This window comes from Exiguobacterium acetylicum, assembly GCF_022170825.1.
Classification (GTDB): domain Bacteria; phylum Bacillota; class Bacilli; order Exiguobacteriales; family Exiguobacteriaceae; genus Exiguobacterium_A; species Exiguobacterium_A acetylicum_B.
In genome coordinates, this window is the sequence record NZ_CP081878.1 from 909,785 (window position 1) to 933,823 (window position 24,039).

Genomic DNA, 24,039 nt, shown 5'->3' on the forward strand with positions numbered 1-24,039 from the left:
GAAGAGAAGTGGCTTTTTTGGTATTCATTACGATCGGTATTGTCGATATTGATTTCGACCTTGTGCTTTTGCTTCGTACAAAGCGTTATCCACTTGTTTAAAGACTGTTTCAGCAGGTTGTTGATGAGCAAACGCAATTCCTGCAGACACTGTAATGGATACAGCATGATCTTGCATGACGAATGGTGTTTGCTGAACAGCTGCTACGATTGTCTCGGCTAGGGCGACAGGAGGATGTAGTTCGATGTCTGGAACGATGACGATGAATTCTTCACCGCCATATCGACCAACGGTAACCGGTGCCGGGCAATGTTCATTCAATAAAATTGAAAAGTGGCGTAAGACAGCGTCTCCGACAGCGTGACCATGTGTATCATTGATCGTTTTAAAGTGATCCAAGTCAAACAAGATGACACCCCAAGAAGCCGTATTCTTTTCAAGTGTCGAGACTTTTTCTAAGATGACATGTCGATTCGCAAGCCGTGTCAATTGATCAGTCGAAGCAAGATAGGATTGATAGGAGTATAGAACAAAATGTTGCTGAAGGAGCGAAGACAATCGATAAAACAAAAAGGCTCCACCAATCGTTAAAATGAAATACGGAATATAAATCGTTCCCCAGGCATCCGCAGGAGAGTTACTCATAATCAATCGCCATAGAACAAGCAAAGAACCGACAGTGACGATGGCAGAAAAGAAGTACCCTTGTCGTGAGATGAACCGACGACAAATAAAAGAAAGTACTAAAAAACCAAGTAGTGTGCTGACGGAACTAAACAGAGCGTTTAGAGAATCCCCACTATCGATTAAAAATCGATAGACCAGGAGCATCAGTCCGGTTACTGTGATACTAACATTACCGCCAAACAAGGCAGATAAAGCGAGCGGTAATAATCGTAAGTCAATCAATGCTCCATTTAAATCGATGGCATGATGCATAAGTAGAATGCCGGTTATACCATTGGAAAGTCCGAAATAAAGACGAGTAGAAAATTTTGAGTCAGATTGAATCGGTAAACGATCGCGAAGTAGATAAAAGGTAAACGTAGAAACAAGAAAGATAATACAGATATTGATGAAAAAGATATTCACTGTCGCAAGCATCATGAAGCCCTTTCCTCTTTAAAGTCTAAATCTAATGCCATTGTACGATATCTGACCATGCAATAACATTGGAAATGGAAAAAACAGCCTAATCGGCTGTTTTAACGAATTGGTGCAAATTTATGGATCTCTTGAACGGCTTCATTCCACGTAGCTACACGAATGACGTTATTCGGTAAGGCTTTACGATTATAAGGGGCGTCGAACAAAATAACAGGAATAGATGTGTCTTCTGCAATTTGAACAGCATTCTCTAAGCGATCTTCCATGAACAGATCAAGTGATAGATCGCGGACGACTTGTACCTTGTCGTGTGAGCCCGTCATGATCAAGGAATCAAGAGGAAGTTCGTGTTGCTTGATCCATTCTTCTGTTACAGGACGAACGAGCTCTGATCGTGCTGTCACGTAGTGTAGGTCATACTGTTTCCGCAAATTCCATAAATGGTGGCGGACGTGTTCTTGAGGGATTGATTCCCGATAAATACCTGTCTCATGACCTGAATTCACCATGTAGTCCCAAAATTCGATTTGATTCATATCGGTATACGTATGCAGTTCGTATTCAGACGCCTGATTAAAGTCAATCGACGTCCCAAGATGTTTATTCATGTAAGTGAAGCAAGAGGATGGATGTGTGATTGTTCCATCGATGTCGATTCCAATTTTCATTTACAGTCACCCACGTTCTAAGAATTTTCTTCACTTAGTATAACATAGTCGAAATCGAGATACGAAAAAAGACTCCCCGCGAAGGAGGAGTCTATATTTTACGCGTGATTTGCTTTTTCGGCTTCTTTTTCAGCCTGTTTTTCAAGAACGATGGCATCGATCTCTTTTTTCAATTCTTCGACCATTGTCGCTTCCGGTACTTTACGGATGATTTCCCCGTGGCGGAACAACAATCCTTCATTACGTGCTCCAGCAATCCCGATATCGGCTTCACGTGCTTCCCCAGGACCGTTAACCGCACATCCAAGAACCGCAACTTTGATGTTGGCTTGAATGTTTTCGATGTAATCTTCGATCTCTGCAGCAATCGACATTAAATCGATTTCGATCCGACCACATGTCGGACATGAAATCAATGTCGCTGCGTTCGCCGCAAGACCGAATGATTTCAAGACTTCTTTTGCGACCTTCACTTCTTCGACAGGGTCTGCTGAAAGAGAAACACGAACCGTGTTTCCGATTCCGCGTGACAAGATCGCGCCTAGTCCAGCTGCTGATTTCAATGAACCAGAACGAAGTGGACCGGATTCTGTGATCCCAACGTGAAGTGGGTAGTCGAACGATTCAGAAGCGAGTTGATATGCTTCAAGCGCCAACTGTACGTCAGAAGCTTTAAGTGAAACGATGATATCGTGGAAATCAAGATCTTCAAGAATCTTAATATGGTGCAAAGCACTCTCGACCATACCACGTGCTGTCGGGTAGCCGTATTTTTCAAGAATATGCTTTTCAAGCGAACCAGCGTTTACTCCAATTCGAATTGGAATGTTTTTCGCTTTTGCTGCTGTAACGACAGCTTCGACTTTTTCGCGGCGACCGATATTACCTGGGTTGATCCGGATTTTATCGACGCCAGCTTCGATTGCCATAAGCGCGAGTTTATAGTTGAAGTGGATGTCTACGACAAGCGGAATGTTAATTCGGCTTTTGATTTCTGCAAGTGCGAGCGCATCACGTTCTTCTGGACAAGCGACGCGGACGATTTGGCAACCAGCTTCTTCAAGACGTAGGATTTCAGCGACTGTCGCTTCGACGTCGTGTGTTTTAGTTGTCGTCATACTTTGAATGATGACTTCATTATTTCCACCAATGACAAGGTCCCCTACACGAACAGGACGAGTCTTAGAGCGATGGACCATTTTCGGCATATCGAAAATCTCCTTTTGTGGCATACCGCCATATTGTTTATGTTTACCTTTTCTATCATATCGAACTATTCCCTAAAAATCGAGAAACAAGAACGAAAATTGAACATTTACAATTGTTTAATGAAAGAAAGGCGTCCGTCAATCCGTCGGACGCCTGATTTTTGTATGCATTAAGCTCGGTGTGAAGGACGAGGCTTTGAGGAACGAGCAATCCACAACGGTACTAGTGTATAGACGAAGTGCCCAATTACGAGTAATCCGACGCCGAAACGTTGATAACCTAGCTGATAGAGCAGCATACCAAGTGGGAAGGTCCACAGATTCGTTGCGACCGTATAAGGAAACGTTTGACGATATGCCCACGGACGCGGAAGCAACAGTCGAACGAATCCTTTCGTCAGATACGCCATGAATAATAAATAAAGTAATGCGGCAATCGCGACGAAGATGAAATGGAGGATGAACCAGATAACAATCGGGATATTTTTTTGTAAAAAGAAGGAATCGATGATCGTCGTCCAAAGTGAAATCCAAGCTAATCCACAGAAATACAAGGAAACATCTGCCAATCGAAGACGTAGAAACGATCGATTTGGAATTAACGAAGTTTGTAAGTAATTAATTAGTTGACGTAAAAAAGACAAGAATATCACTCTTTCTATTGTTTTATAACAGATTTATAAAAAGATATTTTCATTGATAAATATAGGTTTTTTTGTATTAGTACAGATTAATAAAACCTTAACAAATGGATGTTCGAAAAACTATTTACAAGTTCACTGGACCTTTACATAATGGGGGAGTTGAGAAAATAAACTTTACAAACACATCAATCCACATGAAATAAAGGAGCTGGCAAGATGAACTATGATTTGCAGGAAATGATTTTCACCTTCATTGGTGGACTCGGTATTTTCCTTTTCGGTATTAAGTATATGGGAGATGGGCTCCAAAAAACAGCAGGAGACCGATTACGTTATATCCTCGATAAATATACGACGAATCCACTACTAGGAATTTTAGCAGGTATCGTTGTTACCGTTCTTATTCAGTCGTCGTCAGGTACGACCGTTATCGTCGTCGGACTTGTTAGTGCGGGTCTAATGAATTTAAGACAGGCGATTGGAGTCGTCATGGGGGCGAACATTGGTACGACGATCACGGCCTTCATCATCGGCTTTAACGTCAAGGAAGCAGCGCTTCCGGCAATCGCGATTGGTGCGTTTTTGATCTTCTTCTTCAATAAAGAACGTGTTCAGTACATTGGACAGATTTTCTTTGGCTTCGGTGCACTGTTCTACGGTTTAACATTGATGGGCGACGGAATGGCTCCACTTGAATCGAGTGTCTGGTTCCGCGAGTTGACAGTCTCAATGTCGGATAATCCGTTACTTGGTGTCTTCGTTGGAACGATCTTTACAGTGCTTGTTCAGTCGTCATCTGCGACGATCGGTATTTTACAAGAGTTGTACTCAGGTGGCATGATCGATATCAAAGCAGCGCTACCTGTCTTGTTCGGTGATAACATCGGAACAACGATTACGGCAGTACTTGCCGCGCTTGGTGCTTCAATTGCAGCTAAGCGAACAGCAGCAGCACACGTTATCTTCAACATCATCGGAACGATATTGTTCTTGATTGCCTTACCGATTTTCTCAAGTTTCATCACATGGATCACAGGTGCACTTGATTTAGGCCCGAAAATGCAAATCGCCTTTGCACACGGAACATTCAATGTCGTTAACACATTGATCCAGTGCTGGTTCATCGCGCAAATCGCATGGCTTGTTCAAAAAATCGTGCCGGGTACGGACACAACGATTGATTCAAAACCACGTCATCTGGATCAAAACATCTTGAACCAGTCTTCTTCACTTGCTTTAAATCATGCGAAGCTTGAAGTTCTGCGTATGGGCGAATTCTCGAAAGATGCCCTTGCGAAAGCACACCGTTACACGCAATCGCATGATAAAAAAGATGTATCAGAATCACAGCAGATTGAATATGCGATCAACCACTTAAACACAGAAGTCACGAACTACCTTGTCAAAGTAGCAGCGCATGATTTGTCAGAACGTGAATCAAACGATCATTCGTTACTCATGCATGCCGTCAATGATTTCGAGCGAATTGGAGACCACGTCGAGAATATCGTCGAATTGGTTGACTTCCAAATCGTCAACCGGATTCAGTTCACGGATGCTGCGAAACAAGAGCTAGATGACATGTATGCCTTAACGCAAGAAATCGTCGACTGTGCCGTTCGTGCCGTGGAAGAAGATGATGTCACGCGGGCTCGAAAAGTTCTTGAACTCGAAGGTAAACTCGATGCACTCGAGCGTTCATTCCGTAAACATCATGTCCTTCGCGTCAACGCTGGCGAATGTACGGGACAAGCAGGGATGATCTTCGTCGATTTACTTTCGAACCTCGAGCGTATTGGCGATCACGCTGTCAACATCACGGATCTTGTCCTTGAACAGCGAACAGCACTAACGAACTAAGCGTAATCCGATTTATTTATGACAGCTGATTTCAAAAACTGAAATCAGCTGTTTATTTTTTTGAAATAGCATATTGACAAGTTTCGTCACATCTCGTAATCTATTAAGAGTAAGCAACATACATCATGGCGGTGTAGCTCAGCTGGCTAGAGCGTACGGTTCATACCCGTGAGGTCGTGGGTTCGACTCCCTCCGCCGCTACTATTACTTAAGGACCCTTAGCTCAGCTGGTTAGAGCTGACGGCTCATAACCGTCCGGTCGCAGGTTCGAGCCCTGCAGGGTCCATTCAGTAGAACGCTCCTCGTTTACAGACGGGGAGCGTTTATTTTTGTTCCTCTGGGGAATAGTAAAGATATTGTAATAATATTCATACTATAGTAACTAAGGGAGAGCGAAGAGAGATGGAACGTAACCATACGATGATGCAGTTTTTTGAGTGGCATGTAGAGAATGATGGGAAGCACTGGCAACGCTTGAAAGAGCGGGCGCCTGAGTTACGTGCTGCCGGCATCACGTCCGTGTGGATTCCACCGGCGTCAAAAGGTCAATCGGATGAAGATACAGGATATGGCATCTATGACGTTTATGATTTAGGTGAATTTGATCAAAAAGGAACGGTCCGTACGAAATACGGTACGAAGGACGAACTCGTCGAAGCGATTCAAGTCGCTCGTGAGAATGATATCGCTATTTACGCGGACGTCGTCATGAATCATAAAGCAGCAGCCGATGAACTCGAGACGATCAATGTCGTTGAAGTCCATCCGGAAGATCGTTCGAAAGAAATTTCAGAAGAGTTTGAAATCGAGGCGTGGACAAAGTTTACGTTCCCAGGTCGTAACGGTAAATACTCGGATTTCGTATGGACACATGAATTCTTTAACGGAACAGATTTTGATGCCCGTGAAGAAAAAACCGGTGTCTTTAAAATTTCCGGTAAAAATAAGGATTGGAACGATCAGGTCGATGATGAGTTCGGAAACTATGACTATTTGATGTTTGCGAACATCGATTATAATCATCCCGAAGTCCGCGAAGAAATGATCCGTTGGGGTCATTGGTTCCAGGAGACGATCGACTGCCAAGGGTTCCGACTTGATGCGATTAAACACATCAACTATGAATTCGTTCATGAATTCGCAAAATCGATGATTGAAAAAAGTGAAGGTGATTTCTATATGGTCGGTGAGTTCTGGAAATCAGATCTCGATGATTGCCGTCATTTCCTTGATAGCGTCGATTACACGATCGATTTGTTCGATGTTCCACTTCATTATAAGTTCCATGAAGCTTCGAATCAGGGACAAGACTTTGACTTAACGACATTATTTGCCGACACACTTGTTGAATCACACCCGACGAACGCTGTCACGTTTGTTGACAATCATGATTCACAACCAGGTGAATCACTCGAATCATGGGTAGATGACTGGTTCAAACAGCACGCTTATGCATCGATTTTACTTCGTAAAGACGGTTACCCATGTGTCTTCTACGGTGACTATTATGGAGTGCAAGGACCACATCCGGTAGAAGGGAAAAAAGAAATGATCGATGCATTACTCTATGCACGTTATCACAAAGCATATGGTGAGCAAGAAGATTATCTCGATGATCCACATTGTGTCGGTTGGGTTCGCCGTGGAGTTGAGGAAATTGAGAACTCTGGCTGTGCGGTCTTATTGTCGAATGCCGATATGTGTGAAAAACGGATGTTCGTCGGTGAAGAACGGGCAGGCCAAGAATGGTTCGACTATACGAACCATCAAGATCACCCTGTCGTGATCGACGATGAAGGATTTGGTGTCTTCCCAGTTCCAGGTGGTGGTGTCTCAGTTTTTGCTCCACGAGAAGTCGAGTAAATCCGAGGGTCTTGACTTGCGTCAACACAGGTTCTTTTGCTAGTCTTAAAGGGTATTGAAGTTTTCGAAAATAGCACAAAGGGGGACATGAACATGTCAAAATTTGAATTACCAGAACTCGGCTACGCTTATGATGCGCTTGAGCCACATATCGATGCTCGTACGATGGAGATTCACCACACGAAACACCACAACACGTATGTCACGAACGTGAATGCGGCGCTTGAGGGTACAGAACATGAAGGAAAGTCACTTGAAGAACTTCTTCAAAACTTGGATGCTCTCCCAGCAAACATTCAAACTGCAGTCCGTAACAACGGTGGCGGTCACTGGAACCACTCATTCTTCTGGAAACTGTTGAAGAAGAACGATGGCGCTGCTCCAACAGGCGAACTCGCGACAGCAATCGATGAATCATTCGGATCATTTGATGCATTCAAAGATGCATTCGCAAAAGCAGCAACAACTCGTTTTGGTTCAGGTTGGGCTTGGTTAATCGTTGACGGTGGAAAATTGGCGGTCGTTTCGACACCAAACCAAGATACACCAGTCATGGAAGGCAAAACACCAATCCTCGGTCTTGATGTTTGGGAACACGCATACTATCTCAACTACCAAAACCGTCGTCCTGATTACATCAATGCGTTCTTCAACGTCGTTGATTGGGATCACGTAGCGAAGCTTTACGCTGACGCGAAGTAATGTGAAAACTAGCGTATCGTTCAATTGTGAACGATACGCTTTTTTTAATGCGGAAAATGATGGGATAGGTTGTTATGGAAAGTTTCCTTCTATATAATGAAACAAGATGACTTTTGAACGATAGGGGAGTACGCCATGGCTAAACGAATTACCGTACGAGGAAGACGGCGTAATCATCTGCCGCTTCGTCTGAATTTAATGTTCTTCGTCGTTTTTTTATTGTTTGCGATTTTGATTTTCCGTTTAGGAGTCGTGCAAATCGTCAATGGTGAGAAAATTTCGCGGGAAGTTCAAAAAACAGAAATGATCGCATCAAAATATGAAGTGCCACGCGGAAAGATTTATGACCGGGATGGTCGTCTTTTGGTTGATACGATTTCTAAATACTCCATCGTCTACCGTCGAGCACAAACGACGAAAGTCGATGAACGCATTGAGATTGCACAACGTCTTGCAGCAATCATTGATCTACCGAAAAAAGATTGGAAAGTCACAGAACGTGATATTAAGGATTTCTGGATCGCGACGAACACGAAAGAGTCTGATCGTCGTTATCAAGCAGCTGTCAAAAAGAAGTATCCTTCAGCAGAAGCACAAAGTAAGCTCTCGATTCCGGAGCAAGATCAAATTCGTTTAGATGCCATCACAAAAGAGGATATCGATTATGATGATCAAACGATGGAAGTCATTGCAATCAAACACAACATGGAAGTCGGTTATGCGCTTGATCCACAACTCGTCAAACTCGGTGCGTCTGCAAAAGAGATGGCAATCATCGACGAGAATTTAGAAGATCTGAAGGGTGTATCAGTTGAACCGTTTTACGAACGGTCTTATCCGTATGAAGGAACACTTCGGAATATCTTCGGTAAATACTCGAAGATTCCGGCAGAACAACAAGCGGAGTTCAAAGCAAAAGGCTACAGCTTGAATGACCGTGTCGGAACATCATTCCTTGAGCAACAATACGAAGACCTGCTACGTGGTAAACCGGCATACGATGTGTATGAAACGTTTAATGGAGAGCCGGTCGGTGATCCAAAACGAGAGGAAGGCGAGTCTGGTAAAGATCTCGTTCTAACTGTTGATGCGGAGTACAATAAACAAGTCGACCAAATCATGCAACAAGCAATCAAAATGGGTCGCGGTATGGGCAGTCGTTATTTAAAAGAAGGATATGCTGTCGTCATGAATCCGCAGACAGGTGAGATTTTAGCGATGTCTGGTCAAAAGTTGGATCCTGCAACCGGTAAGTTCTCGGATGTAGCAATCAACAACGTATTGACTTCGCTTCAAATCGGCTCGACGATCAAAGGTGCAACGGTTGCGATGGGACTCGAAGAAGGAGTCATTCGTCAAAACGAAGTCATCAACGATGCTCCCATTACAATTGGCGGTACTAAAAAAGGATCGTATGTCAACATGGGTCCAATTACGGATTTAACAGCACTTGAGCGATCGTCCAACGTCTACATGTTCAATATTGCGATGCGGATGGCGAAATATCCAAGTAACGGCATTGCCGGAGCGAGTGTCGATGGAGCAGCTGCGATCATGCAGAATTACTATAGTCAGTTCGGACTTGGCGTCACGACTGGTGTTGATTTACCGTACGAAGCGAAAGGTGTTCAAGGAACACCGGACCGTGTTACATTACTCATGGACCGAGTCATCGGGCAGTATGATGCTTTCACGCCACTACAAGTTGCGCAGTACATCTCAACGCTTGCAAACGGTGGTTATCGCGTTCAGCCGCACTTCTTAAAAGAAGTTCTTGCATCGAATTCGATTGAAAAAGGAACAAAACAAGTCGATTATAGCTTCAAGACGAATTATCTGAATCGGATTGAAGTGAGTCAAGATAATATTGATCACGTCCGGGAAGGATTACATCGCGTTGTCAAAGGAGAACGCGGTACTTCGAAAGTCATCGCTCAAACAGGAATTGATGCTGCTGCAAAAACGGGTACAGCACAGGTTAGTGTCTATGGTGATGATGGAATCGCTTTACGTGACGGAAGCGGACAACCGGTTCGTTCATTGAACTCGAACCTTGTCGGCTGGGCACCGTATGATAATCCAGAGATGGCATGGGCCGTGTTCCTTCCTTACATGGAACAGGAAACCGTCAACTCGAAAATTGGTCATGACCTTGTCAAAGCGTATTTCAACGTCAAGGACGTACCATGGCAAACTAAGCCAAATTAACTAGATGAGAAACGAGAGTGATTGCTCACTCTCGTTTTTTTTGTTTGTATTGACCTTTTTTTTTAATGGATTTCGAATTGTAAACACTAAAAAACACGCCTTTACAATTCTTTTACGTTGGATTCATTTCGTTTTAATAGTTCATCCGTAGTATAAGTCTTGTAAGGAAAACGGATAAAAAGTCGTAGCATCGTCAGCGACACAATTTCGAGGAGGAAAATTAACCATGTCTTGGATGAAAAAAACAGCACTCATTACAACAGTAGCATCAATCGCAGTAGTGGGAGCAGCATGTGGTAACGAAGAAAGCGGTTCTGCTGGTTCATCTGATTTAAAAGGAAAAATCGCAATTGATGGTTCTTCTACGGTCTTCCCGATCATGGAAGCTGTCGGTGAAGAATATTCAATGGAACAACCTGACGTAGATGTCACAGTTGGTGTCTCTGGTACAGGTGGTGGATTCAAACGCTTCGTCGTTGGTGAAACAGATCTTTCAAACGCGTCGCGTGAAATTAAAGAAGAAGAAGCAGCTGAAGCGAAAAAGAACAACATCGAATTTACAAAAATGGCACTTGCATATGATGGTTTGACTGTCGCAGTCAGCAAAGAAAATACATGGGTAAAAGAACTCTCTATGGAGCAACTCGAGAAAATCTGGCTCGATCCGAACATTAAGACGTGGAAAGATGTCGATTCTTCTTACCCGGCTGAACCGTTGAAGTTCTTCAGCCCAGGTAAAGACTCTGGTACATTCGATTTCTTCTCAGAAGAAGTTCTTGATAAAAAAGATATGCGTAAAGATGTTCAATTATCAGAAGACGACAACGTACTCGTCAAAGGTGTTGAAGGAACGAAAGGTGCGATCGGTTACTTCGGATATGCATACTACGCAGAGAATAAAGATAAGTTGAAAGAAGTACCGCTCTCTGCTGAAGGAAAAGATGCAGTTGATCCAACACCAGAAACGATCAAAGATCTTTCTTATCCACTGTCACGTGAAATCTACACGTACATCAATAACAAATCGATGAAAGACAAAAAACAAGTAGCTGACTTCGTTCAGTTCACGAACGAAAACGCTGGTGATCTTGCTGAAGAAGTCGGATACATCAAAATGCCGCAAGATCGTTACGATGAAAACGCAAAAGCAATTGAAGATGCAATGAAATAAATCATCGAGTCATGAGGATGGCCCAACCGGGGAAGTCTGTACCGGTTGGGTCCCGTTCTCATGTCAAGAAGGAGTAGGGAGCGAAGAAGGATGAGTTCAACAGAAAACAAATCGGTTCGCGAGCTGATTCAACAGAACCGACAACAAAAATACAGTGTGAAAAACGTCATGGAACGTGTCATGCCGATCGTTTTATTCCTGTGTGCGTTCGTCTCGGTCGTTACGACCATCGGCATCATTCTCACGTTAGTCATTGAAACTGAACACTTCTTCGAAGTCGTTCCATTCAAGGAATTCTTCGGCAGTACGAGCTGGTACCCACTCAACTCACAACCTGAGTATGGAATTTGGCCACTCGTCGTCGGAACGCTAGAGATTACCGTGATTGCGATGCTAGTTGCCGTGCCGATCGGCCTCACGTCTGCGATTTATTTAAGTGAGTACGCGTCAGACCGCGCACGCCGTATCTTAAAGCCAATTCTTGAAGTTTTGGCGGGTGTTCCAACGATCGTCTTCGGATTCTTTGCCTTGACGTTCGTTACACCGGTACTTGTCGAGTTAATTCCAGGTCTACAAATCTATAATGCCCTCAGCCCGGGGATCGTCGTCGGAATCATGATCATTCCGATGATCGCTTCGATCTCTGAGGATGCGATGAGTTCTGTACCTAAAAAAATTCGTGACGGTGCTCTTGCCCTTGGTTCGACACGTCTTGAAGTTGCGTTGAAAGTCGTTGTTCCAGCTGCCTTGTCAGGTATCATTGCGTCGATCGTTCTCGGGATGTCGCGTGCGATTGGTGAGACGATGATCGTCACGATCGCTGGTGGTTCGAATCCGACTGCGGCTGTTGATCCACTTGAGCCTGTCCAGACGATGACAGCATACATCGTTCAGGTCGCTTTAGGTGATGCTGGATTTGGAACAGTCGAATATTACAGTATCTATGCGGTCGGTACGCTCTTGTTCGTCTTCACATTAGTGATGAACTTACTCGCGAACTGGATCACACGCCGCTTCAGAGAGGAGTACTAAGATGGCCTTACCAGAAAAACAACCCGTCTCGAAAAAATTCATCGATCCTGTCGCGGTCAAGAAGTCAATTAGCCAGCGACTCGTCGTCAACAACGTAACAAAAGTCATTTTCCTTGCTGGACTGTTCTTTGGTCTCGTCGTTTTAGGTATTCTCCTGTTCGGCGTCATCCGTGACGGTGCTTCATGGTTATCACTTGAATTTCTGCAAAATGCACCATCTCGTCGTCCTGAACGTGCCGGAATTTATCCGGCATTAATGGGATCGATCTTCTTGATGCTCTTGATCATTCCGATGATTTTCATCATTGGTGTCGGAGCTGCGATCTATTTAGAAGAGTATGCGAAAAAGAGTCGGATGACTTCTTTCATCGAAGTCAACATCTCGAACCTTGCTGGTGTTCCGTCAATCGTCTTCGGTTTACTTGGATTGACGTTCTTCGTTCGGAACATGGGCTTCGGATCAACATTGATTGCTGGAGCATTGACGCTTGCGTTAATGAGTCTTCCGGTCGTCATCGTCTCGTCACAAGAAGCGATTCGTGCCGTTCCACAAGCGATGCGTCATGCATCCCTCGCACTCGGTGCATCGAAATGGCAAACGACGTTCAAAGTCGTCCTTCCGGCGTCATTACCGGGTGTCATTACTGGGATCATCTTAGCTGTATCCCGAGCAATTGGTGAGACAGCACCACTTATCATGGTTGGAGCAGCGATTTTCATTGCGCGTGCACCGGAAAGTATTTTCTCCGAGTTCACGGCCTTACCGATTCAAATTTACAACTGGACAAGTCGTCCACAAGCAGACTTCCAAGGTCTTGCAGCTGCAGGAATCATCATCTTGATGATCATCCTCTTGACGATGAACTCACTTGCGATCTGGATCCGGAACCGATTCTCAAAACGTTACTAATCGAATCAGATAGATAGAAGGGATTTCTTTTAAGGAGGAAGACAGATGATGGATACGAAGCTGAACACGAAATCAGTTGTTACAGAAGGGACGGAGCGCATGAATCAACCAGTAGCAGCACGCGAAAGCGTCTATAACGTGAAAAACTTGAACTTATGGTATGGAGATGACCATGCGTTAAAAGACGTCAATCTCGATATTAAGAAAAATGAAGTCACGGCAATCATCGGACCTTCGGGTTGCGGTAAATCGACGTTCATCAAAACGTTGAATCGGATGGTTGAACTTGTACCAATCGTACGGACGAATGGTGCGATCGAGTATCACGGTCGTAATATCTTCGACAAAGAATACGGTGTCGAAGAATTGCGGACGTCTGTCGGAATGGTCTTCCAGCAACCGAACCCGTTCCCGAAATCGATTTACGATAATATCGCCTATGGTCCCCGCGTTCATGGCGTCAAAAACAAAAAAATCCTTGATGAAATCGTTGAGCGTAGTTTACGTCGAGCGGCGATTTGGGACGAGGTTAAAGATCGCTTGAACGAAAATGCGTATGGACTTTCTGGTGGTCAGCAACAACGTCTTTGTATCGCCCGTTGTCTCGCGATTGAACCGGATGTCATCTTGATGGATGAGCCGACATCGGCACTTGACCCGATTTCTACATTAAAAGTAGAAGAACTCGTCCAAGAGTTGAAATCAGATTACTCGATCATCATCGTGACACACAACATGCAACAAGCGGCACGTGTGTCGGACAAAACGGCATTCTTCTTGAATGGTGAAGTCGTCGAGTTCGATCAAACAGACCGGATCTTTGGAAATCCGAGCGATAAACGGACAGAAGACTATATTTCAGGACGATTCGGATAAGAAGAGGAGACGAGACGAATGGCAGCGAACCGTACGATTTTTGGAGAAAACCTTGCAATACTTGATCAAAAAGTCTTTTTACTTGCACGTAAGACGATGCAACAGATCGCAACGACGGCAGAAGCTCTCGAAAAATACGATCAGGATATCGCACGTAGTGTCATCGAGAATGATAATGAACTTGATGATCTTGAACTCGAAATCAACGATGATGCGATTCTCTTGATTGCGAAGCAACAACCGGTTGCGACGGATTTACGACGGATCATCACGGCGATGAAAATTTCATCGGATCTCGAACGGATTGCTGATTATGCAGGTAATATCTCAAAAGCAGTTCTTCGCGTCGAGACATTCCCGTACGTCATCGATATTTCCTTATTGAAGGAAGCGTTTGAGACATTACTGGACATGACAGAAACAGCAATCGTCGCGTATCGCGATGGAGACGTCGAAAAGGCAAAAGCGTTATCTGATCTTGATAACATCATTGACGAAACGACATACAAAGCGCTTCGCCAGTACATGCGTCATATGTCGCTTCAGCCGATCGTCGTCGATGAAGTCATGCAGTTTACGAATATTTGTCGCTATATCGAGCGGATGGGTGACCACTTGACGAACGTCGGGGAGCATCTGATCTATCTCGAAAAAGGAAAACACTATGATTTAAACGGATGAACCAAGTAGGCAAGAGGAATTTCCTCTGCCTACTTTTTTTGTAAAGGGATTCGAAACACGTTTGTAGAATAGGAAAGAAGTGAATAATGACAGAGAGGTGATTGGGAATGCTTGAGCAAATCATTAAAATGAAAGAACAAGGGCTGACAACAAAACAAATCGCAGCTCAATTGGATACGACTGAAGGAAAAATCAAATACGCTTGGACTAAATATCGCAAATCATTAACAGAACAACCTTCTACAGCAGCACCGAAGGTAAAGTCGAAAACCGTCAAACAGACGAAGAAATCGACGGCACCAGTACTTGATGTCGTACCGTCTGTGCAAGTGATGCCGTCACTAGAGCGCGACGCATTCGGAATGGCGACGCACTATGAAGATGATATTCTCCATGCCATCGTTCAGTCACCGACGGCGTTATACGTCTACTGGGAGTTGTCTGAACTGTCAAAACAGTTACTCGAGACACATTACCATACATCGTTTGATTCGTTCCGAAAAGAGTTACGCGTCATCGATGTCACGCTCGTTGATTACGAACAAGGGCAGGCGAACCGGACGTATCAGTTTGAACTGCCGGAAATGACAAATGCTTGGTTCGTACGACCAGTAGCCCCGAACACTACATACATCATTGAATGGGGCATTCAAACGATCGATGGGGATTTTGTTCCTGTACTACGTTCGAAACCGGTTGAGACACCACGTGACGAAGCAGTCACAGATGGACGTTTTGCTGAAGTCGTCCAACATTGGCAATACGGAGAGGTCGAACAACCGGAATGGGTCGAAGTATTACGTCCGTATTCATACTTCGATCGCGTCCGGTAATGGAATTAGAGAGAGGGAAAGGAAGAGAAGCTATGCGAAAAGGATATTTTTCACTCGTTTTACATGCACACTTACCATATATCCGTCACGAAGAGGCGCATCGTCTAGAAGAACGATGGATGTACGAAGCGATTTCAGAAACTTACATCCCGTTGCTCTGGGAAGTCGATCGTTTGTCACGTCCGCTCGGATGGACAGTCAGTATTTCACCACCTGTCATCGAGATGCTTGCCGACCCATTGATTCAAGAGCGTTATATTGAGCATATCGAGGATACATTACGATTGATCAATCAAGAATTAGAGCGAGACCTCGATCAAAAAGAACGAGATGCTTTGATGTTCTATCAAGATCGGTATCATGATTTATTGAATACGTTCCTTCACTGGGAAAAGGACTTGAATCGTGCCTTCCGTCATTACAAGGAGCAAGGCTACCTCGAATTGATTACCTGTACGGCGACGCACGGTTTCAGTCCACATATGTTGTCTGAACAAGCGGCGCGATCTGAAATTCAGACAGGATTGAATTGTTTCGAACGCCATTATGGGTTCCGTCCATCTGGTCTTTGGATGCCAGAGTGTGCGTATACGCCTGGTCTTGATCGTATTTTGTACGAAGAAGGCATTCGTTACACGTTTGTTGATGAACATTCGATATTAAACGCGGATCCGTCACCAACACACGGAATCGGTGCTCCCGTCTATTCTCCGCACGGTGTAGCGCTTTTCCCACGCGATCAAATCATCTCAGGGAAGATTTGGAGTTCCGTCATCGGATACCCAGGTCACCCGGATTATCGTGAGTTTTACCGGGACCTTGCGTATGATCGGGAATGGGATCAAATCGCTGAGTTCATGCATCCGGAAGGATTACGGTACGATACCGGATTGAAGTTGCATCGTGTAACTGGTGAAACGGATCAAAAAGACTATTACGTTCGCGACTGGGCTTGGCAACGGACGAGTGAGCACGCAGCAGACTTCGCGCAAGCACTCGGTGAACATCTAGATGCGTATCAAGGACAAGATTTTCCACCGTTTCTCGTAACAGCGCCATTTGATGCGGAACTGTTTGGTCACTGGTGGTTTGAAGGACCTGACTTCCTCGGTAAAGCGATGGAACGTTTAGAAGATCAAGAAATTGAATCGATCTCACCTGCTACGTTCCTTGAACGTCACTTCCAAGATATCGATACTGTTCATGTTGCAATGGGAACATGGGGACGTAAAGGATATGCGGAAGTCTGGATCAATGAACGAAATGACTGGATGATTCGTCACCTTCATCAACTTGAAAAGAGACTAGCAGGCGTCGTGGCACGAAATCGTCATCAAGATGCATTGACTGTCAAAGCGAAGCGTCAACTCATTCGAGAATATTTGCTTGCTGTCTCGAGCGACTGGCCGTTCATTCTAGATGGTCAGACGACAGCACAGTATGCAGCGAATCGTTTCCGGGAACATGTCCTTCGTTTCGAAGAGACAGAGCGACGTCTCGATGCCGAAGAACTGACAATGGAGTGGTTAGACGATCGTTATCGAGAATATCCATTCCTTCAAGATGCAGATATCGAACCGGATGTCTTCTTGACGGCTCATGATTATTATGTGGCGGTTAAACGCGAAAAATCTTGGAATACAGACGCCATCTTATTGTTTGTACGACAATATGACACGTCAGAACGACCAGCTGAAAATCTCGCCAAACGACTCGCAGCTGCTGGAGAAAATGTCTACGTCGTTACAGAACATGAAGAGGCGTATCGCCTACAAGATGGTGTGCATGTTTACGGTGTTCAAGTACACGGCTTACCACTCGTTCAGACATACAATCAGCTTGCGGCATTAAATCTAGCCTTTTTACGTCAAGCGCAAGCCTTGGCTAAAATCGTTGATTTCCAAGTCGTTCATAACTTCAACATGGAGACGGCATCAGCAGCGCAGGCTTTTTCGAAAGTAAAAGAAATTCCTCTCGTCAGTAACGTCTATGATTTAGAGAGTGAGCGTTCACCGGATCGTTCGGGTGGTCTTGTCGTTGCTATTAAACGTCTTGAAGGAGATGCGTTACGTCATTCTTCCGTTGTTTATTTAGAACGTGAAGAGTCGCGTCACGGGGTGGAACAAGAGTATCATGTCGAAAAGAAACCGCTTCGTTTTGAAGAGAACCTTGAAAAACCATATCAACACGTGACGAATCCGAAAAAGAACGGATGAACAGTTGCAATTCCTTTCCTTTCTTGGTACGATACTTGAGTATGCTTAACCTTATGTAAAGCAAAATCACTTGATACATCGAGAGCTAGATAGGAGGGAATCCCATGCGCGTTAAAATCACATTAGCTTGCACTGAAACTGGTGACCGTACTTATATCACTAAAAAGAACAAGCGTAACAACCCAGAGCGTCTTGAGTTGAAGAAATACAACCCACGTCTCCGTAAGCACACACTTCACCGTGAAGTGAAATAATTGAGATGGAAGCCGTCACTTCGTGTGATGGCTTTTTTTGTGGAAAGGAAGACAATCATGAACAAAAAAGAAGTACGTCGTTTGATCAAAGAGCGACTCGACCAGCTCGACAATCGTGCTGAGAAGGAACGATCGATCCACGAACGTGTCTTATTATTACCTGAATGGCAACAAGCGACGTGTGTGGCGATCACGTTAGCGTTTCGAAATGAATGTGATACGAGAATGTTGATTGAACAAGCATGGCAAGAGGACAAGACCGTCTTGATCCCGAAAGTAGTTGGAGATGAGATGGTCTTTTATGAATATAGACCAGAAGATCAATTGCAATCAAATCAGATGGGAATTGCTGAACCGACGGACTCGGCACGTCGCTCCGTACTTGATCAAGCGGAATTTTGCCTCGTTCCGGGACGTGCCTATCGCCGGGATGGTTACCGATTAGGATGGGGGGGGGGCTATTACGATCGAGCGCTCGTGACCTATACAGGGTGTAAAGTGTCGATTGCTTTTTCAGAACAGCTCCTTCCTGATTTTGAAGTGGAAGTCTTCGACATCCCGGTCGATCTGATCGTCACTGACCAAGAGGTCATCCGATGTTAAGTGTTACGATCTTATTTTGTCTCGTTCTTGCCTCGGTCGGACGGTATTTTCGTTTATTAACGACAAGTGGTGCTGTCATGACGATGGTCGTCGGATGTGGTGTCTCCTTTGGATTCGGTTGGAAGGGACTACTAGTACTCTTGCTCTTTTTTGGTAGTTCGAGTCTTTTATCGAAGGTCGGACAATCTAAAAAACGATCCGTCGACTCGATCGTTGAAAAAGACGGTGCGCGTGACGGATGGCAAGTACTTGCGAATGGTGGGGTAGCCTTCGTCGCTGCACTAGCGTATTCCCTGACGATGGATACGGCATATCAGTTATTATTTTTATTCGTCATCGCGGCATCCAATGCCGATACGTGGGCTTCTGAAATTGGTCCACTTTCTAGGCGCGATCCATGGTCTTTAAAAACCTTTCGACGGGTACCAGCAGGAACGAGTGGAGCGATGTCACTGATTGGAACGATCGGTACAATTGCTGGAGCTGCTTTCATCGCATTAGCAGCGCAGTGGATATTCGATCTTTCTGTAAGCCATGTCTTACTTGTAATCGGCATCGGTGTACTCGGAAGTCTACTCGATACGCTATTTGGAGCCGTCTGGCAACGCGTTTATCAATGTGTGGTTTGTGGAGAACGGACCGAAAAACGCGAGCATCATGGACAACCGACAACGTACGTCTCAGGTATTCGATTTCTTGGAAATGATGCTGTGAATGTCATGACGAGCGGTCTTGCAAGTGGAATTGGGTTTATCGTCGTCCGATTCTGGTAACTGGAAGGTATAAGAAGATGTAATTCCTTATGTTAGGATATCAATGACACAAAATGGACAAATGTGATCAATTTCACATATTACAAAGAATGTGAAAGATGTTACAATTTATTTGTGAGATAGTTAACAAACTCTTAGAGCGAATGAAAGGGTGGACATAACGATATGGAATTACATGCGAAAGTGACACGGGTAGCACTTATTGGGGCCGGAGCAGTCGGTTCAAGCTTTGCTTATCAGATGTCAACAGCGGGACTTTGTGAGGAACTTGTCATCATTGATGTCAATAAAGCAAAAGCAGAAGGAGAAGCGATGGACCTCAACCATGGAACACCGTTCAGCTCTTCGCCGATGCGTATCTGGGCTGGCGATTATACGGATTGTCGGGAGGCTGAGGTCGTCGTCATCACGGCGGGTGCTCCTCAAAAACCAGGCGAGACAAGACTTGATCTCGTCGCAAAGAATGCGTTGATCATGAAAGAAATGATTCGTCAAATCATGGATTCCGGTTTTGACGGTATCATCGTCGTGGCTTCCAATCCGGTCGATATCATGGCCCATCTAGCTTGGAAATATTCTGGTCTTCCAAAATCTCGTGTATTTGGATCAGGAACGGTGCTTGATACAGCGCGTCTGCGTCAAATGCTAGGAGAATACTTTCACATTGATTCCCGGAATGCTCATGCCTACATTCTTGGAGAACATGGCGATACGGAATTTGCTGCCTGGAGTAATAGTCGTATCTATGGAAAGACGATTGACGAACTACTTGCTGAAGACGACCGTTATTCTCAAGCAGATCTCGATCAAATCTACATCAACGTTCGAGATGCTGCATATCATATCATCGAGCGTAAAGGAGCAACCTATTATGCGATCGGACTTGGACTCGTTCGCATCGTCCGAGCTATCCTTGGGAATGAAAACTGCTTGTTGACGGTCGGAGCGCATGTCGATGGACAATACGGGATCTCAGGCATTCACATTGGAGTACCAGCAATCATCAATCGTCAAGGTGTTCGTGAGATCATTGAAGTCTCATTGACGGAAGAAGAATTGAAAAAATTCCATCATTCTGCTGAAGTATTACGTCAGACACTTGAACCTGTCTTGCAAGGATGACATCATGTATCGTGAAGAAGTATTTAACGAAATAGAGGATTGAAAAACTCAAGTATCGGACACATTTCTTAATGTCCGGACTTGAGTTTTTTTGGAGAATGGAGAATGTAAGATAAAAATCAGATCCGTTTTGCTTGAAATAAAAGAGAAAAAATCTAGGTTTTATTTTACTAGAAAAAGGTTAAGTAAAAGATAGAAGCGTTTTTCCGTTATTTTTTTGTACGTCATGAAACCCAAAAAAGGAGAGAACCGACAGTCATGTATACTTTTCGAAAATTAACTAAAGAGGATGCAGAACAATACTGGAATCTACGCCTTGAGGGATTAAAAAATCATCCAGATGCGTTTGGTCATTCGTTTGATGATGAACAGCAAACCCCGCTCCGCGAAGTACAAGAAGGACTTGAAGGAGAACCCGACTCCGATGAAGTCTGGCTTGGTATGTTCGATGGTGATACATTGTTTGGGTTTGGTCAGGTCAAGCCTTATGAATTGTCACGTGAATCGCACAAAGCGATGATTTCGGCAGTATATGTATCGCCTGAATATCGTGGTGGCACAGGGCGCGCCCTAATGGAAGCCTTAATCGACGAGGCGAAGAAGTTACCAGACGTCGAGCAAGTCATTCTTGCTGTATTATCTGGAAATGAAGCAGCGCAAAGTCTTTACGAATCGCTCGGATTTGAAGTATATGCCGAAGATCCGGACTCTGTAAAATTAGAAGACGGCACATACCGTGATGATATTTGGATGAAAAAATACGTCTAGGTTCTTTATATGGTGTGCACGAAAAGCTGTAGCAAAAAAAGTGCTACAGCTTTTTCGCGTGGTGCATGTAGGATATCAGTACCGACACACAATGAATATTTGTTATCATGAGAACAAAGCGGATATCACGTTGTAGTCCGATTGAAAGGGAGCGAATGAACATGAAAGAAGTCATACGTACGATTGAAGAGCTGGTCTCGATTCCAAGTCCGACAGGCTCGACAAAAGAAGCGATTACATATGTAGAAAAGCGGTTGATTGCAGAAGGGATCACGTACCGCAAACTTGAGAAGGGAGCGATCTTAGCGACTTTACCTGGTGCTTCAAACCGAACACGATTGCTGACGGCACATGTCGACACACTAGGGGCGATGGTAAAGGAGATCTTGCCAACAGGGCGACTCAGTTTATCGCAATTAGGTGGATATGCTTGGACAGCAATCGAAGGAGAGAACTGTCTCGTTCATAAGATGGACGGGCAAACAATTTCCGGTACGATCGTCTTCCATCATTCGAGTGTGCATACGTCGCGCGAGACGAATAAAACGGAACGGTCCGCCGATAATATCGAAGTACGACTTGATATTCGTTCGACGACAGCAGAAGAGACACGCGTTGCGGGAATCGAAGTAGGAGATATCGTAACATTTGATCCGCGTTTCCTTTATACAGAAACAGGATTCGTGAAGTCGCGTCATCTCGATGATAAAGCATCAGTTGCCTTATTGCTCGAATTGATCAAAGAATGGAAAACAATCGAATTACCACATACGGTCCAAATCCTGATTTCAAATTACGAAGAGGTTGGATTCGGTGGAAATGCTGGATTCACGGAAGAAGTCGCAGAATATATCGCGGTCGACATGGGGGCGTTAGGAGATGGTCAGCACTCTGACGAATTCACGGTCTCAATTTGTGCAAAAGATGGTTCCGGTCCGTACGACTTGGCGTTACGCCATCAGCTAACGCGTTTAGCACAACGTAATAGTATTCCATATAAGGTTGATATCTATCCGTTCTATAGCTCGGACGCCTCGGCAGCAGTGAGTGCGGGACACGATGTCCGCCACGGATTGTTTGGTCCAGGGATTGAATCGAGCCATTCCTACGAGCGAACACATGAGACATCGTTACAAGCGACATATGATTTACTACATGCATATGTAAAGGAGCCGATGGTTGATGAAGACACTATATGATGTCCAACAGTTACTCAAGACATACGGGACATTCATCTATCTTGGGGACCGAGCATCCGATATCGCGATGATGATGCTTGAACTCGATGAATTACAAGAAGCAGGTGTTTTGGAGCAACGTCAGTACGATTCGGCAAAACTCATCTTACGACATGAATTGAAGCGTTCCCAATCCGACGACATCTAAGATTGCGCAACCCTTTGCGCAATGGGGATATGTTCGGTAAAATAAATTAGTAGACATTATATGAGCATAGGGGAGACAGAGCAATGAAATGGTTACTCGGCGTTGATATCGGCGGAACGACAGTCAAGATGGCAATTTTAGATTTGCAAGGCATCATCGTGGAAAAATGGGAAATCGAGACGGTCGTTTTGAACGATGGCGCACAGATTCCAGGAGACATCGCAAAATCATTCTTTGAGAAGTGTCAAGAAAGTAATAAACGACCAGAAGATTTCGTCGGAGCGGGAATCGGCGCGCCGGGATTCATTGATTTCAATACGGGTGTCGTCGAAAAGGCAGTCAATATCGGTTGGCACAACTTTGAGCTTGTCGGTGAGTTCGAACGGTTAACAGGATTACCGGCCGTGCTTGAGAATGATGCGAATGCTGCAGCAATCGGCGAGATGTGGAAAGGTGCCGGTAGCGGTGCAACAGAATTGCTGGCGGTCACACTCGGTACAGGCGTTGGTGGTGGTCTAATCACGAACGGACAAATCGTGCATGGTACAGTCGGTATGGCAGGAGAAATCGGTCATATCACGATGTTGCCGGAAGGTGGCGTCCTATGTGGATGTGGACGTAAAGGGTGTCTCGAGACGATTGCTTCAGCCACAGGCATCGCTCGTCTTGGTCTTGAGAAACGTAAAGGGCAAGAAACGTTACTTAACGACATCAAAGCAGTGACGGCGAAAGATGTATTCGAAGCGTATGAGAAAGGGGATCGTATCGCAACGGAAGTTGTAGAAGAGGTAACGTTCCATCTCGGGCTTGCAGTTTCGAACTTGGCAAATAGTATTAATCCGGAAATCATCGTCATTGGTGGTGGTGTCTCAAAAGCTGGAGAGACGTTACTTGCTCCACTACGTCAACAATTCGAACGTTTTGCTTTACCACGGGTCTTCGGGTCGACGACATTTAAGATCGCCGAACTTGGAAACGATGCAGGAGTCATCGGATGCGCATGGCTTGCGAAACAAATGTTCCTCACAAAATGATAATATTCAATTTCAGTAAAAGGTTCGCTTCGGCGAATCTTTTTTTTGTTTACAAACGTATAGTAATTATGTGATTGTTAAGTATCTACCGGATTCCGGTTGCATTTTTGTAAAACTAAG

23 protein-coding genes and 2 tRNA genes are annotated in these 24,039 nt (G+C 44.7%); 21 read left to right on the top strand and 4 right to left on the bottom strand.

Annotation, left to right across the window (positions count from 1 at the left end):
- Positions 1-27: 27 nt before the first annotated feature.
- The 4 genes from K6T22_RS04640 to K6T22_RS04655 all read right to left on the bottom strand — a co-directional run bounded on the left by K6T22_RS04640 (position 28) and on the right by K6T22_RS04655 (position 3,636).
- On the bottom strand, positions 28-1,107 hold the full coding sequence (locus K6T22_RS04640) for a GGDEF domain-containing protein (RefSeq protein WP_238239152.1): 1,080 nt from the start codon (positions 1,105-1,107) through the stop codon (positions 28-30).
- Positions 1,108-1,205: 98 nt separating this feature from the next.
- Positions 1,206-1,775, bottom strand: a complete 570-nt coding sequence (locus K6T22_RS04645; protein ID WP_238239153.1) for a hypothetical protein — start codon at positions 1,773-1,775, stop codon at positions 1,206-1,208.
- Between the two features lie 98 nt (positions 1,776-1,873).
- The gene (gene ispG, locus K6T22_RS04650; RefSeq protein ID WP_023467533.1) at positions 1,874-2,983 is read right to left on the bottom strand and encodes a flavodoxin-dependent (E)-4-hydroxy-3-methylbut-2-enyl-diphosphate synthase; all 1,110 of its coding nucleotides are present in this window, start codon (positions 2,981-2,983) and stop codon (positions 1,874-1,876) included.
- A 170-nt stretch (positions 2,984-3,153) separates the two neighbouring features.
- A complete protein-coding gene (locus tag K6T22_RS04655; protein WP_238239154.1) occupies positions 3,154-3,636 on the bottom strand; it encodes a hypothetical protein in 483 nt (160 codons plus the stop codon).
- A gap of 207 nt (positions 3,637-3,843) precedes the next feature.
- On the opposite strand from K6T22_RS04655, the gene K6T22_RS04660 reads away from it, so the two are divergent.
- From K6T22_RS04660 to K6T22_RS04760, 21 genes are all read left to right on the top strand, one after another.
- Positions 3,844-5,487: a Na/Pi cotransporter family protein gene (locus K6T22_RS04660; protein WP_238239155.1), complete on the top strand. Its 1,644-nt coding sequence runs from the start codon at positions 3,844-3,846 to the stop codon at positions 5,485-5,487.
- 127 nt (positions 5,488-5,614) lie between these two features.
- A tRNA-Met gene (locus K6T22_RS04665) sits at positions 5,615-5,688 on the top strand.
- Positions 5,689-5,699: 11 nt separating this feature from the next.
- Positions 5,700-5,773, top strand: a tRNA-Ile gene (locus K6T22_RS04670).
- 116 nt (positions 5,774-5,889) lie between these two features.
- Positions 5,890-7,350 (top strand): alpha-amylase, encoded by a 1,461-nt coding sequence (locus K6T22_RS04675; protein ID WP_238239157.1) that lies wholly within the window; start codon positions 5,890-5,892, stop codon positions 7,348-7,350.
- A 93-nt stretch (positions 7,351-7,443) separates the two neighbouring features.
- Positions 7,444-8,052, top strand: a complete 609-nt coding sequence (locus K6T22_RS04680; protein ID WP_029341059.1) for a superoxide dismutase — start codon at positions 7,444-7,446, stop codon at positions 8,050-8,052.
- A 135-nt stretch (positions 8,053-8,187) separates the two neighbouring features.
- Positions 8,188-10,260, top strand: a complete 2,073-nt coding sequence (locus K6T22_RS04685; RefSeq protein WP_238239159.1) for a peptidoglycan D,D-transpeptidase FtsI family protein — start codon at positions 8,188-8,190, stop codon at positions 10,258-10,260.
- Between the two features lie 226 nt (positions 10,261-10,486).
- Positions 10,487-11,431, top strand: a complete 945-nt coding sequence (locus K6T22_RS04690; RefSeq protein ID WP_238239160.1) for a PstS family phosphate ABC transporter substrate-binding protein — start codon at positions 10,487-10,489, stop codon at positions 11,429-11,431.
- A 90-nt stretch (positions 11,432-11,521) separates the two neighbouring features.
- Entirely contained in the window at positions 11,522-12,463 is a 942-nt protein-coding gene (pstC, locus tag K6T22_RS04695) for a phosphate ABC transporter permease subunit PstC (protein WP_238239161.1), read from the top strand.
- A 1-nt stretch (position 12,464) separates the two neighbouring features.
- Complete coding sequence (pstA, locus tag K6T22_RS04700) at positions 12,465-13,373, top strand: phosphate ABC transporter permease PstA (protein ID WP_238239162.1); 909 nt, start codon at positions 12,465-12,467, stop codon at positions 13,371-13,373.
- A gap of 99 nt (positions 13,374-13,472) precedes the next feature.
- Positions 13,473-14,249: a phosphate ABC transporter ATP-binding protein PstB gene (pstB, locus tag K6T22_RS04705; RefSeq protein ID WP_283205710.1), complete on the top strand. Its 777-nt coding sequence runs from the start codon at positions 13,473-13,475 to the stop codon at positions 14,247-14,249.
- Positions 14,250-14,267: 18 nt separating this feature from the next.
- Positions 14,268-14,930 (top strand): phosphate signaling complex protein PhoU, encoded by a 663-nt coding sequence (phoU, locus tag K6T22_RS04710; protein ID WP_238239164.1) that lies wholly within the window; start codon positions 14,268-14,270, stop codon positions 14,928-14,930.
- A gap of 107 nt (positions 14,931-15,037) precedes the next feature.
- Complete coding sequence (locus K6T22_RS04715; RefSeq protein ID WP_238239165.1) at positions 15,038-15,763, top strand: DUF4912 domain-containing protein; 726 nt, start codon at positions 15,038-15,040, stop codon at positions 15,761-15,763.
- A gap of 32 nt (positions 15,764-15,795) precedes the next feature.
- Positions 15,796-17,979, top strand: a complete 2,184-nt coding sequence (locus tag K6T22_RS04720; protein WP_238239166.1) for a 1,4-alpha-glucan branching protein domain-containing protein — start codon at positions 15,796-15,798, stop codon at positions 17,977-17,979.
- Positions 17,980-18,083: 104 nt separating this feature from the next.
- Positions 18,084-18,233: a 50S ribosomal protein L33 gene (rpmG, locus tag K6T22_RS04725; RefSeq protein WP_012369771.1), complete on the top strand. Its 150-nt coding sequence runs from the start codon at positions 18,084-18,086 to the stop codon at positions 18,231-18,233.
- Between the two features lie 57 nt (positions 18,234-18,290).
- Positions 18,291-18,836, top strand: coding sequence for a 5-formyltetrahydrofolate cyclo-ligase (locus K6T22_RS04730; protein WP_238239167.1), 546 nt, complete (start codon positions 18,291-18,293; stop codon positions 18,834-18,836).
- Positions 18,830-19,609 carry a DUF92 domain-containing protein gene (locus tag K6T22_RS04735; RefSeq protein WP_238239168.1) on the top strand — a complete coding sequence of 260 codons (780 nt, stop codon included), beginning with the start codon at positions 18,830-18,832 and terminating at the stop codon, positions 19,607-19,609. Before K6T22_RS04730 ends, K6T22_RS04735 begins: the two co-directional genes overlap by 7 nt.
- A gap of 165 nt (positions 19,610-19,774) precedes the next feature.
- On the top strand, positions 19,775-20,731 hold the full coding sequence (locus K6T22_RS04740) for an L-lactate dehydrogenase (protein ID WP_053452782.1): 957 nt from the start codon (positions 19,775-19,777) through the stop codon (positions 20,729-20,731).
- Between the two features lie 258 nt (positions 20,732-20,989).
- A complete protein-coding gene (locus tag K6T22_RS04745) occupies positions 20,990-21,499 on the top strand; it encodes a GNAT family N-acetyltransferase (RefSeq protein ID WP_238239169.1) in 510 nt (169 codons plus the stop codon).
- A gap of 161 nt (positions 21,500-21,660) precedes the next feature.
- On the top strand, positions 21,661-22,698 hold the full coding sequence (locus tag K6T22_RS04750) for a M42 family metallopeptidase (protein WP_238239171.1): 1,038 nt from the start codon (positions 21,661-21,663) through the stop codon (positions 22,696-22,698).
- On the top strand, positions 22,682-22,885 hold the full coding sequence (locus K6T22_RS04755) for a YqgQ family protein (protein ID WP_238239173.1): 204 nt from the start codon (positions 22,682-22,684) through the stop codon (positions 22,883-22,885). Before K6T22_RS04750 ends, K6T22_RS04755 begins: the two co-directional genes overlap by 17 nt.
- An 83-nt stretch (positions 22,886-22,968) precedes the next feature.
- A complete protein-coding gene (locus K6T22_RS04760; RefSeq protein WP_238239175.1) occupies positions 22,969-23,919 on the top strand; it encodes an ROK family glucokinase in 951 nt (316 codons plus the stop codon).
- Positions 23,920-24,039 lie beyond the last annotated feature (120 nt).